The sequence below is a fragment of the Proteus penneri genome (genome assembly GCF_003144535.1).
GTDB classification, from domain to species: domain Bacteria; phylum Pseudomonadota; class Gammaproteobacteria; order Enterobacterales; family Enterobacteriaceae; genus Proteus; species Proteus penneri.
Genome location: NZ_PHFJ01000008.1, coordinates 1 through 15,376, shown reverse-complemented (window position 1 = coordinate 15,376; position 15,376 = coordinate 1). Strand labels below are relative to the sequence as shown.

Genomic DNA, 15,376 nt, shown 5'->3' with positions numbered 1-15,376 from the left:
TTGTTTAATATTAAAACGATAATAAGCAGTATTTTGTTTTTATTTATTTTTTTATCTTATGATAAGTAAAATAAAATTTTCTATTTCATAAATGCTCTTAATCTTTCTTAAAAAAATTCTTTATTTTGTATGAAAAACGATCTTTTTTGGGTGTTTATGTACGACAGAAACAGAAATACTCCCAGAAAAATCACTGGGAGTAGGGTAGGTAGAGGTTTTGTTATATGTTCTGGACTATTTTCTACACAGAGCTCTCACACGATGTTGTGTGAGAAATATCATTAAAAGCTTTCCCAATTATCATCTGTTTCATGATTATTGGTTTTTATTGTTGGTGTTTTTAGTGTTTCAGTGTCTTGTGATTTAGCTGATAATGTAGGCAATATAGCTTTAACGGGTGTGACTTTTTCATGCTCAACTTTAAATGTATTCACAATAGTATCCAACATACTTGCTTGTTCACTTAATGTGGCAGAAGCTGCTGTTGACTGTTCAACCATCGCTGCATTTTGCTGAGTTGCTTTATCCATCTCATTAACAGCAAGACTGATTTGTGTAATGCCACGTGTTTGCTCTTCTGATGCCGATAAAATTTCTTTCATCGAACCCGAGACATGATTAACCGATGTCACAATCTCGCCCATTGATAAACTAACTTGTTCGACGAGATCGTTACCTTGTCTAACACGTAATATTGTCGATTCAATAAGCTCTTTAATTTCTTTCGCTGCTTCTGCACTACGCTGTGCTAAATTGCGGACTTCACTTGCCACTACAGAGAAACCTCGGCCTTGTTCGCCGGCTCTGGCTGCTTCAACGGCAGCGTTAAGGGCTAAGATATTTGTTTGGAATGCAATATCATCAATAACAGCCGTAATTTCACCAATCTTTTGTGAACGATCGGCAATATCTGTCATTGTCATAACCATCTTATTACTGTGTTCGCCACCTTGAACGGCGATATCTGCAGTACTCATCACCAACTCTGTGACTTCACGAGCGCTCTCTGTGTTATTGCGAATGGTTGCGGTCATCTGCTCCATGCTAGACGCCGTTTCTTCTAGTGCGCTAGCTTGTTCTTCAGTTCGGCTCGATAAGTCATTATTACCCGCAGCAATCTCTTGTACACCTGTATAAATAGCCGCACTACTATTTCGGATAGAGCTTACCATCTCTTTTAATTGTGCGCGCATTTGCTGTAATCCCAGCATTAGCTGGTCTATTTCAGTATTACCTGAAATGTCACTGTCCACACGACTGACTAAATCACCTTTAGCAATTGTCTCTTGATAGGTGATCATTTGATTAATACGAGCAATGATGTATTTACGTATCCAAATAAGCACTAATGTGGTGAAAATAAGGAAAATCCCCATAAAGGTAGACGCTATCCACAGCATGCTGTCGTAGTTCTTTTCCGCTTCGGTCACTGACGGATTAACCACTTCATCTGTAATAAAGTCTGTGGCTTCATACAGTGAGTTAGTAAAGTTAGTATTCGCTGGGCTTTTTAAGATCAATCGAACAGCATTAGTATTTCGTTCATTTAAATATTGTGCCAATAAATCAAGATCAGCGCGGCTCTTTTGATAGAGCTGTTTGATCTGTGCCATACGTTGCTGATCGAAACCTGTTTGAGCAGATAACTCAACATACTCATTCATCAAAGCATCAACTTGCGCTTTACGTGCTGGCATGGTTTGCATAAATGCGGTGATGTTTGCATCTTCTGCTTGAGGGTTTGATATATAGCTAAATGCTTGCGCAATAATATCTGTACGCAATGTGTTCAACTCCGCATAGGTATTATCCATTGTGCGTAGTTGGTCGAAACTGTATGAAATTTGCTTGAGTTTATTTTGAGTTTGGTAGGCATCGTGAATGCTCTGTACTCCAGAAATGATCTGAATAATACAAAACAGAGTCAGGACACACATTAAACCTTGAGAGATTTTAATTCGTTTTAACATAACCCTACCTATTAGCTTTGTCTTTTCGTTGGTAAGTGGGAGGTCCACTTAGCAGAATGATTAATTCGGCTGGAATGTTAAAAACTTTAGCGAGAAAGAATTTATTTCCTTTACTTAATATAAATAGGTAAAAAATAAACGTTAGATGGTTATTTTTATTGGGTTATTACTAGATAGGGTGAGATTATGTTTTGTGTAAATAGTGCTATTGTAAAATGATATAAATCCCCTAAGCGAAATGAATTGTATAAATTTTAAGAATGAATTGAAGGGTAAAAATAAAGGAACGATTTTAAGTAAAATTGTTCCTTTATTAGTGAATTGCGTTGTATTACTGGGCTTCAAATGCGTTTGTCATTTCTTCCAGCGTTTCTTGTAATTCCATCCACTCCATTTCAACTTCTTCAAGTGCTGACTTTGCGATACCTTGTCGGCTTAAACAATCTGAAAGCTCATTTTTACGGCTGATATCGTAAATGCCACTGTCAGAAAGTGCTGTTTCAATGAGGGTAAGCTCTTGGCTGAGTTTATCCATTTTACTTTCTAAGGTAGTCAGTTTTTTACGTAGCGGTTGAGTTTGTTGTCTAAACTCGGCTTCTTTACGTTTTTGTTCTTTTTTGTCTTGCGCACTTAAATTGGCGGTTGCTGTAGCATTGCCATTCTCTTGTTGGCTCTTATTTGCCTGTGTCTCTTGACGATTTTGATCAACTAACCATTGTTGGTAATCATCAAGATCGCCATCAAATGATTCAACTTGACCATCGTGAACAAGATAGAGGTCGTCAGTGGTTGAACGTAATAAATGCCTATCATGCGATACGACTACAATTGCCCCTTCAAAGCTAATTAAAGCTTGGGTCAGTGCTTGGCGCATATCTAAATCAAGGTGGTTTGTTGGCTCATCCATTAATAGCAAATTAGGGCGTTGCCAAACTAAAAGTGATAAGACCAAACGTGCCTTTTCACCACCAGAAAATTGACCACAAGCATCAGTGACTTTATCGCCATGGAAACCAAATCCCCCCAAGTAATCACGTAATTTTTGTTCAGTTTCTTTGGGCGCTAAACGAGTTAAATGTTGTAGTGCCGATTCATCAGGACGTAAAAACTCTAATTGATGCTGGGCAAAATAACCAAGCTTTATACCTTTAGAAAGAGCCAATTTCCCTTGTAATGGTTGAATTTCACCTGCAAGTAATTTAATCAGTGTTGATTTACCTGCACCATTGCGCCCTAATAATCCAATACGTGAGCCAGGAACTAAATTGAGTTTGATGTCATTAAGAATAACTTTTTCACCATAACCCGCGCTGACTTTCTCCATTGATAAAAGTGGATTAGGTAAACTTTCGGGTTGGCGGAAACTAAATTGGAATGGGTTATCTGAATGTGCAGGAGCGACTCGTTCCATTCGTTCAAGCATTTTGACACGGCTTTGGGCCTGTTTTGCTTTTGTCGCTTTTGCTTTAAATCTATCTATAAAACTCTGTAAGTGTGCAATTTTGGCTTGTTGATTTTCAAACAAAGCTTGTTGTTGTGCGAGTTTGGTTGCACGTTGCATTTCAAACGAAGAGTAGTTACCCGAATATTCAAAGATTTTTTCTTGCTCAATATGCAATATTTTATCCACGATAGGATCAAGAAAATCACGGTCATGGGAAATTAAAATAAGTGTGCCTGTGTAGCTTTTCAGCCATTTTTCTAGCCAAATAACAGCATCTAAATCTAAGTGGTTGGTGGGTTCATCGAGTAGTAGTAAATCAGATCGACAAATCAGCGCTTGTGCTAAGTTTAAACGCATTCTCCAGCCACCTGAAAATGATTTTACAGGTTCACTAAGCTGCTGTTGGCTGAAACCTAAACCATTTAGTAAGGTCGCTGCACGAGATTGTATTGTCCATGCGTTTATTGCATCTAATTGCCCATGTATTAGTGCAATGGCGTGGTCATCATTTATCTCGTTAGCTTTTTGTAATCGTTGCTCTAACTGGCGATATTCTCTATCACCATCAATAACATAATCAATAGCGGGTACATCAAGTGCCGGTGTTTCTTGGTTAACCCATGCCATTGACCATGTACTAGGATAGGTGACATTGCCTGCTTCTGCTTGAAGTTCACCTTTTAATAAAGAGAGCAATGTGGTTTTACCACAACCATTTTTGCCGACTAGACCAATTTTTTGCCCTGGATTAATGGTTGCACTGGCATTATCCAGTAACACTCTGACGCCACGGCGAATTTGCAAAGAAGAAAAAACAATCATAAATATCGTCTATTAAGAGTATGTAAATTAATATATAGAGTAAGTTGTTCGTAACAGTTGGTCACAATGCGTGCATGGTAACGGAAAAAACAGTTTCTGACACGTTTTGTAAGGAGGAATGATGTCAAACGCATCAAATGTATTACTGGTGTATGTTCATCCCGAGCCGCGCCAATCAGTCGCCAATAAAGCGTTATTAAAAGCGGTGAGGGATTTAGAGAATATAACTATCCATGATTTATATGCTACTTATCCTGATTTTTTTATTGATATACACCATGAACAATCCTTGTTGTGTAAGCATCAAGTGATCGTTTTTCAATTTCCATTGCAAACATATAGTTGCCCTGCGTTATTAAAAGAGTGGCAAGACAGAGTGTTAACACGTCCATTTGCGAATGAAAGTGGACGGTCACATTTAAAAGGGAAAGCATTTCGCTGTGTTGTGACCACCGGTGAGCCTGAATATGCTTACCAACATAATGGAAAAAATCACTATACACTCACAGAACTATTACGTCCCTTGGAATTAATGGCAGAAATGTGTGGTATGCGCTGGCTACCACCCATGATTGTGTATTCAGCAAGACAACAATCTAAAACAACACTGACCCATATTGGTGAAGCTTATCGTCATTGGTTAAGTGCGCCACTTGAAGGGGAGCAAGCTTAATGGAAGATAATTGGATGATTAAGGCGGTGCTCTTTTTCCTGTGTGCTGCTGTAGTTATGGTACCTATTGCTCAACGTCTTAAAATTGGTGCAGTACTCGGTTATTTGATTGCTGGGATTGTCATTGGACCTTGGGGATTCGGGCTGTTTAAAGATGTCGATAATATCTTGCATTTTGCTGAGCTAGGTGTGGTCTTTTTAATGTTCCTTATTGGTTTGGAATTAAATCCAGCTAAGTTATGGGAATTGAGACGTGCTATTTTTGGTGTTGGTTCAATGCAGGTGGTATTAACCGCTTCTATTTTTTCAGGGCTCATTCTCGTTTTTACTTCTTTTTCATGGCAGGCTGCCGTTATTGGTGGATTAGGTATTGCGATGTCTTCTACGGCGATGGCATTGCAACTTATGAATGAGAAAGGAATGAACCATAATGAAGGTGGGCAATTAGGTTTTGCTGTTTTACTTTTCCAAGATATGGCGGTTATTCCTATCCTTGCCGTTATTCCTTTGTTAGCCGGAGAAACAGCAAGTAGCGATTGGTATCGAATTGCGTTGAAAGTAGCTGCTTTTGCTGGATTGCTGATTTGTGGGCGTTATTTATTACGTCCACTCTTACGCTTAGTTGTGAAATCTGGAGTAAGGGAAGTTTTTACTGCGGCTGCGCTACTTGTTGTATTAGGTGCTGCTATTTTTATGGAAACCCTAGGTTTTTCAATGGCAATGGGAACCTTTATTGCAGGGGTGTTATTGGCAGATTCAGAATATCGACATGAATTAGAGATCTCTATTGAACCTTTTAAAGGTCTTCTTTTAGGACTCTTTTTTATCTCTGTCGGTATGTCTTTAGATATCGGTATTTTATGGCGTTATCTTCCACAAGTATTATTAGGTGTCTTAGTGCTGGTTATTGTGAAAGCATTAATACTTTATAGTATCGCTTGGTTAGCCAGATTACGTTTTTCCACGCGCTTACAATTTTCAGCTGTATTAAGCCAAGGTGGGGAATTTGCGTTTGTTGTTTTCTCGACGTCTATGGCAATGGGCGTATTAGAAAGTCAGCAAATGGCATTATTGTTGGTTGTTGTCACGCTTTCTATGATGACAACGCCACTTGTGATGCAAATGACAGACGCTGTATTATCTCGCCGTTATAATGATCCTAAAACAGACGAACAGCCTTTTGTTGAAAACAATCATCCAGAAGTTATTCTTGTTGGTTTTGGTCGAATGGGACAGGTTGTAGGGCGCTTATTAATGGCGAACAAGGTTAATGTCACGGTATTAGAGCATGATGTCGGAAGCATAAGCACCATGCGTAAATACGGCTATAAAGTTTATTACGGTGATGCAACCGATCTCAATCTATTGCGTGCAGCGGGTGCGGAACACGCAAAAACGATTGTAATCACTAGTAATGAACCTGAAGCAACGATGGAAATTGTTCATCTCTGTCAGCGACACTTCCCTAATTTGCATATTATTTCCAGAGCAAGAGGACGTGTTGAGGCTCATGAATTGCTTAAAGCAGGTGTAACAGATTTTAGCAGAGAAACATTTTCTAGTGCTTTAGAGTTAGGGCGTAAGACATTAATTGAATTAGGTATGCATCCTCACCAAGCTTATCGAGCACAACAGCATTTTCGTCGTTTGGATATGCAATTGCTTAGAAAGTTGGTGGATGAATCACCTGAAGAAGTTTCCAATGTTTCTCGTGTAAAAGAAGCAAGGCGAGAGCTTGAAGAACTTTTTAGTGAAGAAATTCGTCAAGAGCATCACCAACCGGATATTTGGGATGAGTCTTTAACAGAGGATATTCCTCAAATAAGTAAAGAAAAAAGATCTATTGATAAACAGGAGAACTGACCCCATGTCTGCAACCCGTAAACGCTTTATTGCAGGAGCTGTGTGCCCACACTGTCAAGCTCAAGATACACTTAAAATGTGGCGTGAAGATAAAGTGGATATTGTGGAATGTGCGAAATGTGGCCATCAACAACGGCAAACAGAGGGTGAAGTTAACTCACTTGTTCGTAAAAATGAACAAGTCATTGGGATCTTTACACCACAATAATTATAGGTTTTTTGATATAACCCGATACAGAAGATTTATTTTTCGTTACAATCGGGAAAATTTTGCCCACGGGTATGTAGGAGATGTCATGAAAGTAGCAAACGACTTGGTAGTTAGTCTGGCTTATCAAGTAAGATCAGAAGACGGTGTTTTAGTTGATGAGTCCACGGTGAGCGCACCGTTAGACTATCTGCATGGCCGTGGTTCTTTAATCAGTGGTTTAGAAAATGCATTAACAGGTCGCGAAGTCGGTGAGAAATTCGACGTAGAAGTGGCTTCTGATGATGCATATGGTCAATATGACGAAAACTTAGTTCAACGCGTACCGAAAGATGTTTTTGTGGGCGTTGATGAGTTAGAAGTTGGTATGCGTTTTCTGGCTGATACCGACCAAGGTCCAGTACCAGTAGAAATTACAGGTATTGAAGGTGACGAAGTTATTGTTGATGGTAACCACATGTTAGCAGGCCAAAACCTGAAGTTTCATGTTGAAATCGTTGCAATTCGTGAAGCGACCGAAGAAGAATTAGCTCACGGTCACGTACATGGTGAAGAAGAGCACGAATGTTGTGGTGGCCACGGTCACGGTGAAGAAGGCGGATGCTGTGGCGGTGGTCACGGTCATGGTCATTCACACGGTGAAGAAGGTGGATGCTGTGGCGGTGGTCATGGTCACGGTGGTCACGGTGGTCACGGCAATGGCGGTTGTGGTTGTCAGCACTAATCTTTCTTTGAAAAGATCAAAAGGAGCGTTTAAGCGCTCCTTTTTTGTTTTCAGCTTTGATATTAACAGCGAACAACAACTCAATAGTGAGGTGGCGGTGTTTCATCCTCAGGTCTAGCAAGTATTGAGGTTTGAGAATTTTTTAGGCGCTCAGAAACAATTTTTAAGGCTTCTTTAAAGCGGCTGATTTCAATTTGTTGCTGTGTGACCACCTGATTTAATTCTTCAATAGTCGCATCTTGGAAAGCAACTTTGCTTTCTAATTGAATGAGCAATCGCTCTACTTCCTTAATATCCATTGTGTTTTTCCTCCTTTAAAATGTCCTATTACGACGACTATGACTAACAAACTTGCGAAATTTAATCTTATTTACTGATATATACACAGGAAGACATAAATCTGGTTTGAGATAAAAGACTATTTTGCTAATGTGGTAGCACTCAGTGCTGACAAAAATCCTAACATTAACTGTTAAGAGTGTCGGCAAAATTTTTTAAATTCATATAAAATTGCTACCCGTAGATGAGGTTTATACTCTGAATATTCGAGGTGCGACTAGGCGACAAGTGAATAAGTCACTAAGAACATACATCGTATGTGACTCGTGCAAATAAACTCAGTCAACAACTCGACAACTTGAAGTATGACGAGTACATACCGCAACGACAGCAAGAAGTGATGCAAAACGTTTTAGTGAAGGTCTATGATGATCGTTTGCAAAACGTAGCGACTCACTAACATATACTGGAGAATGGGATGAAATCTTTATTAAAAACGACGTTGTTGGCAACCAGTTTAGCTTTCGCATTCAGTGCACCGCATGCATTCGCTGAAGAAGCAGCTAAAGTGCCAACACTAAATAGCGCATTTAAAACTCAAAATGAGCAAAATGCCTATGCGTTAGGTGCGTCGATGGGTCGCTATATGGAAGCTGCATTACAAGAACAAAAAAATATTGGTATTACTTTAGATTCTAAACAACTGTTAGCCGGTGTTCAGGATGCATTTAATAGTAAATCAAAATTATCAGATGCTGAAATTGAATTAACATTAGCGGCTTTTGAAGATCAAGTCCGTACTGCAGCAACGGCAAAAATGGAAAAAGAAGCGACTGAAAACAAAGCTGCTGGTGATAAATTCCGCACAGAATTTGCTGCTGAAAAAGGTGTGGTAAAAACAAAATCCGGTTTACTGTATTTAGTTGAAAATCCGGGTAAAGGAAAAACACCAACAGATGCTGACCGTGTTACTGTAAACTACAAGGGTATGCTGATTGATGGTAAACAATTTGATAGCTCTTATGATCGTAAAGAACCTCTGACAATTAGCCTGAAAAGCGTTATTCCTGGTTGGACTGAAGGTATGAAATACATCAAAGAAGGCGGTAAAATCAAATTAGTTATTCCACCTGAATTAGGTTATGGACAACGTGCAACTAGCGGTATTCCAGCTAATTCAACCTTAGTGTTTGAAATTGAATTACTGAGTGTTGAAAGCGACAAGTAATTTATTTATAAAGAAAAAAATGCTGACATAAATGTCAGCATTTTTGTTTCTAATACATTATTTATTAACACATATAGTATTAATCGATTTTTGTTTTTTTTAATACAAACAGCAAACCAATAATAATAGCCCCATTCCTACTAAGCTAAGTAGCGACATCTTATTGCCCAAGAAAATATAATCCATTAAGGCTGTCACTTAGGGTACTAAATAGAATAAGCTCGTGACATTAACTAAGTTACCGCTTGAGAGTAAGCGGTATAATAGCAAATGCGCTACCATTATCTAAGCCCCAACGAGAAAAGATAGCACCGCTATTCCATAATAAAACAAATAATGTCGTTGGACCGAATCTCGCGCAATATTGACGTAAATGCATGATGATACACCTGTAAAATGAGCAGTAAGATAGCTTGATTATTTTTAGTCATGGTTGGCGATTGATAAAACATCAATAAATAAACGTAAATAACACATCAATTTAGCCTGTTGGTTAAATATGCGATTAAGCCGATTAAATAGATCAAGCGATGCAAGTTGCAACAATAACCGTTGTATTGACTACAACCTCTTTCATAGGTTGAGGTGGTGGAAAGAGAGTTTCAATAGGCATAGAAGCGACAGAAATTAATCCTATTATTGATGAAGTTTGCTGAGATTGGCATATCATCAGTATATTCATGGGATTAATCGCTAGTTAAAATAACAATAAATTGGAATATAGGTAATCTATTCAATAGAGTCAATTTTGATCCTTCTCACGCCTAAAAAAGGAATTCTTCAAAAATAAAGAGAGGGGATGAGTACAAAATATGAAGAAAAATGAAAAAAGCTGTGACCTATCACAAAGCTCTTATTTTAAGTCACTTGACGTAGATCTTCTGACGATCTAACGTCAGAATCGTTCTTAATTCTGTTTTTATATTTAAATTTTTTCAATATTGAATTGATCCGCAATGACGAATCGTTATAAAAAATAGAACCTCAAGTCATTATCATAATTAAAGCCTTTAAGGATTATATAATCAAATGTCTAGCCCGTTATTTAATGGTGACAGCAGCGAGTTTGAAAAACTAGATAGCCGACCTTTTACTCAAACTGATCACGAAATATTGAAGTCCTATGAAGCAGCCGTGGATGGTTTGGCTATGCTCATCGGTAACCATTGCGAAATCGTATTGCACTCTCTGGAAGATTTGAAATGTTCAGCGGTTAAAATCGCCAATGGAGAACACACTGGTCGTAAGATTGGCTCTCCAATTACCGATTTGGCATTACAAATGTTACATGATATTACAGATGAAGATTCAAGTTTTTCAAAGGCTTACTTTACTAGAGCGAAAAGTGGTGCACTGATGAAATCAATCACGATTGCTATTCGTAATCGTGAACGTCGAGTCATTGGTTTATTGTGTATCAATATGAACCTTGATGTTCCATTCTCTGAAGTAATTAAAACCTTTATTCCTGAAGAAACACATGAAGTTGCATCTGATGTTAACTTTGCCTCATCAGTTGATGATTTAGTGGCTCAAACATTAGAGTTCACGATTGAAGAAGTAAATAATGATCGTGAAGTCGCGAATAATGCCAAGAATAAGCAAGTTGTGTTAAATCTTTATGAGAAAGGTATTTTTGATATTAAAGATGCCATTAATCAGGTTGCAGACCGCTTAAATATTTCAAAACATACTGTGTATCTTTATATTCGCCAATTTAAAAATGGAGAATAAGGCAACATTATGAGTTCCTTGACATATTGTTTAGTGGTTACGGGGCCTCATTACGGAACTGAACAAGCTTCAAGTGCCTATTTATTCGCAAATGCCCTTATTGAAAAAGGGCATCAAATTGCACAAATTTTCTTCTATCGAGAAGGTGTTGTGAATGCTAATAAATTGGTATCGCCTGCAAATGATGAATTTGATCTTCCTAAAGCGTGGGTTGCGTTGGCGAAAAAACATCAAATCCCCTTACATGTTTGTGTTGCTGCGGCATTGCGTAGAGGAATTATTGATAAACAACAGGCCAAAGAACTGGAAATGATGAACGATAACATGGCGCCTGAATTTGAGTTAAGTGGTTTGGGTTCACTGGCTCAAGCTATATTGACTTGTTCTCGTGTGGTGCAATTTTAAATGAAGAAAATGAATTCAGTTGCCTTCCTTTTTACTCAAGCACCTCATGGTAATAGTGCAGGTCGAGAAGGTTTGGATGCTTTACTAGCAACCTCAGCCTTAACAGAAGATATTGGCGTTTTTTTTATCTCTGATGGTGTATTTCAACTCGTTGAAAATCAACAGCCTGAAGGGGTGTTATCACGTCATCATGCAGCAACATTTAAAGTGCTACCCTTGTATGATGTGACAAACGTCTATATATCACTGAAAGACATGGTTCATCGTGGATTATCCTCTCAAACTTCTTTTGTCTTGGATGCACAGGTGATATCCCAACAAGATATTGCTCAAAAATTGAGTGAATATGATGTGATATTGCGCTTTTAATACAGAAGTTAGTCAGGAAGGTTGAACGGTTATGTTGTATACTTATTCCGTCTCTATTTATCAAAGTGATTTAGAGACTTTTTTATCTTTATTGACAAAAGAAGATGATGTTTTGTTAATACAAGATGGTGTACTGGCAGTTCTTGAAGAGAATCCCTTATTAAAATATTGTCTTCAACAGCAAATTTCAATTTACGCATTAATTGATGATGTTTTGGCAAGAGGCTTAAAAGATCAAGTATCTCATCATATTAAACTCATCAATTATGGTGATTTTGTCGATTTAACGGTAAAACACCCCCAACAAATTCATTGGGGAGCGTAGAATTGCTGTATAATTCTTGACACATGAGCCCGTCAGCAATAAAATTCTGCGTCCTCATGTTTTGTCTTGTTGACAAGACAGAGTTCAAATCCGTGTTTACGAAGCAAAAACCAGGAGCTTTTTTTAAATGGCAACTATTAATCAGCTGGTACGCAAATCTCGTAGCTCGAAAGTTGTTAAAAGCAACGTTCCAGCTCTGGAAGCTTGCCCGCAAAAACGTGGCGTATGTACTCGTGTATATACTACCACTCCAAAAAAACCAAACTCAGCACTGCGTAAAGTATGCCGTGTGCGTTTGACTAACGGTTTCGAAGTTTCTTCCTACATCGGTGGTGAAGGCCACAACTTGCAGGAGCACTCCGTAATCTTAATCCGTGGTGGTCGTGTTAAAGACTTACCAGGTGTGCGTTACCACACTGTTCGCGGCGCGCTGGACTGTTCTGGTGTTAAAGACCGTAAACAAGCTCGTTCTAAGTACGGTGTGAAGAAGCCAAAGGCTTAATGGTTCTCCGTTAAGTAAGGCCAAACATTTTTTCACCAATAATGTCAAAATAAACTCATTGAGTTTTGGACAACCCTGAATTTTAAACGGAGTATTTCCATGCCACGTCGTCGTGTAATTGGTCAACGTAAAATTCTGCCAGATCCTAAGTTCGGATCAGAACTGCTGGCTAAATTTGTAAACATTCTGATGGTAGACGGTAAAAAATCTACTGCAGAATCTATCGTATATAATGCGCTTGAGACCCTGGCTCAGCGTTCAGGCAAAACTGAACTGGAAGCGTTCGAAATCGCATTAGATAACGTACGCCCTACTGTGGAAGTTAAATCCCGCCGTGTTGGTGGTTCAACTTACCAAGTTCCAGTTGAAGTACGCCCAGTTCGTCGTAATGCATTAGCAATGCGTTGGATTGTTGAAGCTGCTCGTAAACGCGGTGATAAATCCATGGCTCTTCGCCTGGCAAATGAATTATCTGATGCGGCTGAAAACAAAGGCGCTGCTGTTAAGAAACGTGAAGACGTTCACCGTATGGCAGATGCAAACAAGGCGTTCGCACACTACCGTTGGTAATCCACGGAGTATCGCAACTCTTTTCAGGACAGCTCTGCTGTCCTTTACCTGAATTGAACGCCCACGAGAGAGGAAAAAATGGCTCGTCAAACCCCCATAGCACGCTACCGTAATATCGGTATTAGTGCGCACATCGATGCCGGTAAAACCACTACAAGTGAACGTATTCTGTTTTATACCGGTGTAAACCATAAAATTGGTGAAACTCACGAAGGTTCAGCAACAATGGACTGGATGGAGCAGGAGCAGGAACGTGGTATTACTATCACATCCGCAGCAACTACTGCATTCTGGTCTGGTATGGCTAAACAGTTTGAGCCTCACCGTGTAAACATCATCGACACCCCAGGACACGTTGACTTCACAATCGAAGTAGAACGTTCTATGCGTGTTCTTGATGGCGCGGTTATGGTTTACTGTGCAGTTGGTGGTGTTCAGCCTCAGTCAGAAACAGTATGGCGCCAGGCTAACAAATATCATGTACCACGTATCGCGTTCGTTAACAAAATGGACCGTATGGGTGCAAACTTCCTGCGTGTTGTTGAACAAATCAAAACACGTCTGGCTGCAAACCCAGTTCCACTGCAAATTCCAGTAGGTGCTGAAGAACATTTCACCGGTGTTGTTGATTTAATTAAAATGAAATCAATCCGTTGGAATGAAGAAGACCAAGGTGTTACCTTCGAATACGAAGACATTCCTGCAAATCTGCAAGATTTAGCTGAAGAATGGCACAACAACCTAGTCGAATCAGCAGCTGAAGCATCAGAAGAACTGATGGACAAATATCTGGGCGGCGAAGAACTGACAGAAGCAGAAATCAAAGCTGCTCTGCGTAAACGCGTTCTAGATAATGAAATTATCCTGGTTACCTGTGGTTCTGCGTTTAAGAACAAAGGTGTTCAGGCAATGCTGGATGCGGTAATTGAATACCTGCCAGCACCAACAGATGTTCCTGCAATTAAAGGTATGTTACCAGACGGTAAAGATACTCCAGCAGAACGTCATTCAAGCGACGAAGAGCCGTTCTCATCTCTGGCATTCAAAATCGCAACTGACCCATTTGTTGGTAACTTAACATTCTTCCGTGTGTACTCTGGTGTTGTAAACTCAGGTGACACAGTTCTGAACCCGGTTAAAGACAAAAAAGAACGTTTTGGCCGTATTGTTCAGATGCATGCTAATAAGCGTGAAGAAATTAAAGAAGTTCGTGCAGGCGACATCGCTGCTGCTATCGGTCTGAAAGACGTTACTACAGGTGATACTCTGTGTGCAATTGAGGCACCAATCATCTTAGAACGTATGGAATTCCCAGAGCCAGTAATCTCTGTTGCTATCGAACCTAAGACTAAAGCTGACCAAGAAAAAATGGGTATCGCTCTGAACCGTCTGGCTCAGGAAGATCCATCTTTCCGCGTATCAAGTGACGAAGAAACTGGTCAGACTATCATTGCTGGTATGGGTGAGCTGCACTTAGACGTGTTAGTTGACCGTATGCGTCGTGAATTTAAAGTTGAAGCGAACGTAGGTAAACCACAGGTTGCTTACCGTGAAACTATTCGTGATACAGTAACTGATATCGAAGGTAAACACGCGAAACAATCTGGTGGTCGTGGTCAGTACGGTCATGTTGTTATCGACCTGTCTCCATTACCAGCAGGTGGTGAAGAGAACTACGTATTTATCAACGATATCGTTGGTGGTGTAATTCCTAAAGAATTCATCCCAGCTGTTGATAAAGGTATTCAAGAACAGCTGAAATCTGGTCCATTAGCAGGTTATCCTGTTGTGGATATTCAGGCTCGTTTACATTATGGTTCTTACCATGATGTTGACTCCTCAGAAATCGCGTTTAAAATCGCCGCATCAATGGCATTTAAAGACGGCTTCATGAAAGCTAAGCCAATTCTGCTTGAGCCAGTCATGAAAGTTGAGATTGAAACGCCAGAAGATTACATGGGCGACGTTATCGGTGACTTAAACCGTCGTCGTGGTATGGTTGAAGGTATGGACGATCTGCCTACCGGTAAGATCATCCGTGCCCAAGTACCACTGGCTGAGATGTTCGGTTATGCAACTGACCTGCGTTCACAAACTCAGGGTCGTGCTTCATACTCTATGGAGTTCTTGAAGTACAGCGAAGCGCCTAGCAACGTCGCTCAGGCTATTATCGAAGCTCGTAAAGCGAAATAAGATCCTTTCGAGTTCAATTTAGTTTACGCTCCCTCTATTTGAGGGAGCGATATTAAGGAATATAGTCG

General features: G+C 39.6%; 17 protein-coding genes and 1 pseudogene. 12 read left to right on the top strand and 6 right to left on the bottom strand.

The window, feature by feature from the left end:
• Window positions 1-281 precede the first annotated feature (281 nt).
• Both CUB63_RS10315 and CUB63_RS10310 read right to left on the bottom strand, forming a co-directional pair.
• Window positions 282-1,970: a methyl-accepting chemotaxis protein gene (locus CUB63_RS10315; RefSeq protein ID WP_109847987.1), complete on the bottom strand. Its 1,689-nt coding sequence runs from the start codon at window positions 1,968-1,970 to the stop codon at window positions 282-284.
• Between the two features lie 331 nt (window positions 1,971-2,301).
• Window positions 2,302-4,236, bottom strand: coding sequence for an ABC transporter ATP-binding protein (locus CUB63_RS10310; protein WP_109847986.1), 1,935 nt, complete (start codon window positions 4,234-4,236; stop codon window positions 2,302-2,304).
• 121 nt (window positions 4,237-4,357) lie between these two features.
• Between CUB63_RS10310 and kefG the strand changes: the two genes are divergently transcribed.
• From kefG to slyD, 4 genes are all read left to right on the top strand, one after another.
• On the top strand, window positions 4,358-4,909 hold the full coding sequence (gene kefG, locus CUB63_RS10305; protein WP_109399082.1) for a glutathione-regulated potassium-efflux system ancillary protein KefG: 552 nt from the start codon (window positions 4,358-4,360) through the stop codon (window positions 4,907-4,909).
• Window positions 4,909-6,771, top strand: a complete 1,863-nt coding sequence (gene kefB / locus CUB63_RS10300) for a glutathione-regulated potassium-efflux system protein KefB (protein ID WP_109847985.1) — start codon at window positions 4,909-4,911, stop codon at window positions 6,769-6,771. The genes kefG and kefB overlap by 1 nt, the downstream gene beginning before the upstream one ends.
• A gap of 4 nt (window positions 6,772-6,775) precedes the next feature.
• Window positions 6,776-6,979, top strand: a complete 204-nt coding sequence (locus tag CUB63_RS10295; protein ID WP_006534684.1) for a YheV family putative zinc ribbon protein — start codon at window positions 6,776-6,778, stop codon at window positions 6,977-6,979.
• An 88-nt stretch (window positions 6,980-7,067) separates the two neighbouring features.
• On the top strand, window positions 7,068-7,703 hold the full coding sequence (slyD, locus tag CUB63_RS10290; RefSeq protein ID WP_109847984.1) for a peptidylprolyl isomerase: 636 nt from the start codon (window positions 7,068-7,070) through the stop codon (window positions 7,701-7,703).
• 80 nt (window positions 7,704-7,783) lie between these two features.
• Here the strand turns inward: slyD and CUB63_RS10285 are convergent, their stop codons facing one another.
• Complete coding sequence (locus CUB63_RS10285; protein WP_023583298.1) at window positions 7,784-8,002, bottom strand: SlyX family protein; 219 nt, start codon at window positions 8,000-8,002, stop codon at window positions 7,784-7,786.
• 458 nt (window positions 8,003-8,460) lie between these two features.
• Between CUB63_RS10285 and fkpA the strand changes: the two genes are divergently transcribed.
• On the top strand, window positions 8,461-9,210 hold the full coding sequence (gene fkpA, locus CUB63_RS10280; RefSeq protein WP_072064774.1) for an FKBP-type peptidyl-prolyl cis-trans isomerase: 750 nt from the start codon (window positions 8,461-8,463) through the stop codon (window positions 9,208-9,210).
• 79 nt (window positions 9,211-9,289) lie between these two features.
• Here fkpA and CUB63_RS17900 read toward each other — a convergent pair.
• The 3 genes and pseudogenes from CUB63_RS17900 to CUB63_RS17505 form a co-directional block, all read right to left on the bottom strand.
• Window positions 9,290-9,492 (bottom strand): annotated as a pseudogene (locus CUB63_RS17900) (EamA family transporter); the annotation flags it as partial.
• A complete protein-coding gene (locus tag CUB63_RS17580) occupies window positions 9,449-9,589 on the bottom strand; it encodes a hypothetical protein (protein ID WP_170110791.1) in 141 nt (46 codons plus the stop codon). The pseudogene CUB63_RS17900 and the gene CUB63_RS17580, both read right to left, overlap by 44 nt.
• A 144-nt stretch (window positions 9,590-9,733) precedes the next feature.
• A complete protein-coding gene (locus CUB63_RS17505; protein ID WP_157955979.1) occupies window positions 9,734-9,892 on the bottom strand; it encodes a hypothetical protein in 159 nt (52 codons plus the stop codon).
• A gap of 347 nt (window positions 9,893-10,239) precedes the next feature.
• Here CUB63_RS17505 and CUB63_RS10270 point away from each other — a divergent pair, with 347 nt between their 5' ends.
• The 7 genes from CUB63_RS10270 to fusA all read left to right on the top strand — a co-directional run bounded on the left by CUB63_RS10270 (window position 10,240) and on the right by fusA (window position 15,308).
• Entirely contained in the window at window positions 10,240-10,944 is a 705-nt protein-coding gene (locus tag CUB63_RS10270; protein ID WP_072064772.1) for a helix-turn-helix transcriptional regulator, read from the top strand.
• 9 nt (window positions 10,945-10,953) lie between these two features.
• Window positions 10,954-11,349 carry a sulfurtransferase complex subunit TusD gene (tusD, locus tag CUB63_RS10265; protein WP_109847983.1) on the top strand — a complete coding sequence of 132 codons (396 nt, stop codon included), beginning with the start codon at window positions 10,954-10,956 and terminating at the stop codon, window positions 11,347-11,349.
• A complete protein-coding gene (gene tusC / locus CUB63_RS10260; protein ID WP_082147384.1) occupies window positions 11,350-11,718 on the top strand; it encodes a sulfurtransferase complex subunit TusC in 369 nt (122 codons plus the stop codon).
• Window positions 11,719-11,749: 31 nt separating this feature from the next.
• Window positions 11,750-12,043 carry a sulfurtransferase complex subunit TusB gene (tusB, locus tag CUB63_RS10255; protein ID WP_006534698.1) on the top strand — a complete coding sequence of 98 codons (294 nt, stop codon included), beginning with the start codon at window positions 11,750-11,752 and terminating at the stop codon, window positions 12,041-12,043.
• Between the two features lie 127 nt (window positions 12,044-12,170).
• On the top strand, window positions 12,171-12,545 hold the full coding sequence (gene rpsL / locus CUB63_RS10250; protein ID WP_004236497.1) for a 30S ribosomal protein S12: 375 nt from the start codon (window positions 12,171-12,173) through the stop codon (window positions 12,543-12,545).
• 99 nt (window positions 12,546-12,644) lie between these two features.
• The gene (gene rpsG, locus CUB63_RS10245) at window positions 12,645-13,115 is read left to right on the top strand and encodes a 30S ribosomal protein S7 (protein ID WP_004246897.1); all 471 of its coding nucleotides are present in this window, start codon (window positions 12,645-12,647) and stop codon (window positions 13,113-13,115) included.
• Window positions 13,116-13,193: 78 nt separating this feature from the next.
• The gene (fusA, locus tag CUB63_RS10240; RefSeq protein WP_109847982.1) at window positions 13,194-15,308 is read left to right on the top strand and encodes an elongation factor G; all 2,115 of its coding nucleotides are present in this window, start codon (window positions 13,194-13,196) and stop codon (window positions 15,306-15,308) included.
• Window positions 15,309-15,376 lie beyond the last annotated feature (68 nt).

What these genes read in the sequence shown, in the direction of transcription:
- CUB63_RS10315 (WP_109847987.1), bottom strand. Translation starts at nt 1,970, where the DNA reads ATGTTAAAACGAATTAAAATCTCTCAAGGTTTAATGTGTGTCCTGACT.
- CUB63_RS10310 (WP_109847986.1), bottom strand. Translation starts at nt 4,236, where the DNA reads ATGATTGTTTTTTCTTCTTTGCAAATTCGCCGTGGCGTCAGAGTGTTA.
- kefG (WP_109399082.1), top strand. Translation starts at nt 4,358, where the DNA reads ATGTCAAACGCATCAAATGTATTACTGGTGTATGTTCATCCCGAGCCG.
- kefB (WP_109847985.1), top strand. Translation starts at nt 4,909, where the DNA reads ATGGAAGATAATTGGATGATTAAGGCGGTGCTCTTTTTCCTGTGTGCT.
- CUB63_RS10295 (WP_006534684.1), top strand. Translation starts at nt 6,776, where the DNA reads ATGTCTGCAACCCGTAAACGCTTTATTGCAGGAGCTGTGTGCCCACAC.
- slyD (WP_109847984.1), top strand. Translation starts at nt 7,068, where the DNA reads ATGAAAGTAGCAAACGACTTGGTAGTTAGTCTGGCTTATCAAGTAAGA.
- CUB63_RS10285 (WP_023583298.1), bottom strand. Translation starts at nt 8,002, where the DNA reads ATGGATATTAAGGAAGTAGAGCGATTGCTCATTCAATTAGAAAGCAAA.
- fkpA (WP_072064774.1), top strand. Translation starts at nt 8,461, where the DNA reads ATGAAATCTTTATTAAAAACGACGTTGTTGGCAACCAGTTTAGCTTTC.
- CUB63_RS17580 (WP_170110791.1), bottom strand. Translation starts at nt 9,589, where the DNA reads ATGCATTTACGTCAATATTGCGCGAGATTCGGTCCAACGACATTATTT.
- CUB63_RS17505 (WP_157955979.1), bottom strand. Translation starts at nt 9,892, where the DNA reads ATGAATATACTGATGATATGCCAATCTCAGCAAACTTCATCAATAATA.
- CUB63_RS10270 (WP_072064772.1), top strand. Translation starts at nt 10,240, where the DNA reads ATGTCTAGCCCGTTATTTAATGGTGACAGCAGCGAGTTTGAAAAACTA.
- tusD (WP_109847983.1), top strand. Translation starts at nt 10,954, where the DNA reads ATGAGTTCCTTGACATATTGTTTAGTGGTTACGGGGCCTCATTACGGA.
- tusC (WP_082147384.1), top strand. Translation starts at nt 11,350, where the DNA reads ATGAAGAAAATGAATTCAGTTGCCTTCCTTTTTACTCAAGCACCTCAT.
- tusB (WP_006534698.1), top strand. Translation starts at nt 11,750, where the DNA reads ATGTTGTATACTTATTCCGTCTCTATTTATCAAAGTGATTTAGAGACT.
- rpsL (WP_004236497.1), top strand. Translation starts at nt 12,171, where the DNA reads ATGGCAACTATTAATCAGCTGGTACGCAAATCTCGTAGCTCGAAAGTT.
- rpsG (WP_004246897.1), top strand. Translation starts at nt 12,645, where the DNA reads ATGCCACGTCGTCGTGTAATTGGTCAACGTAAAATTCTGCCAGATCCT.
- fusA (WP_109847982.1), top strand. Translation starts at nt 13,194, where the DNA reads ATGGCTCGTCAAACCCCCATAGCACGCTACCGTAATATCGGTATTAGT.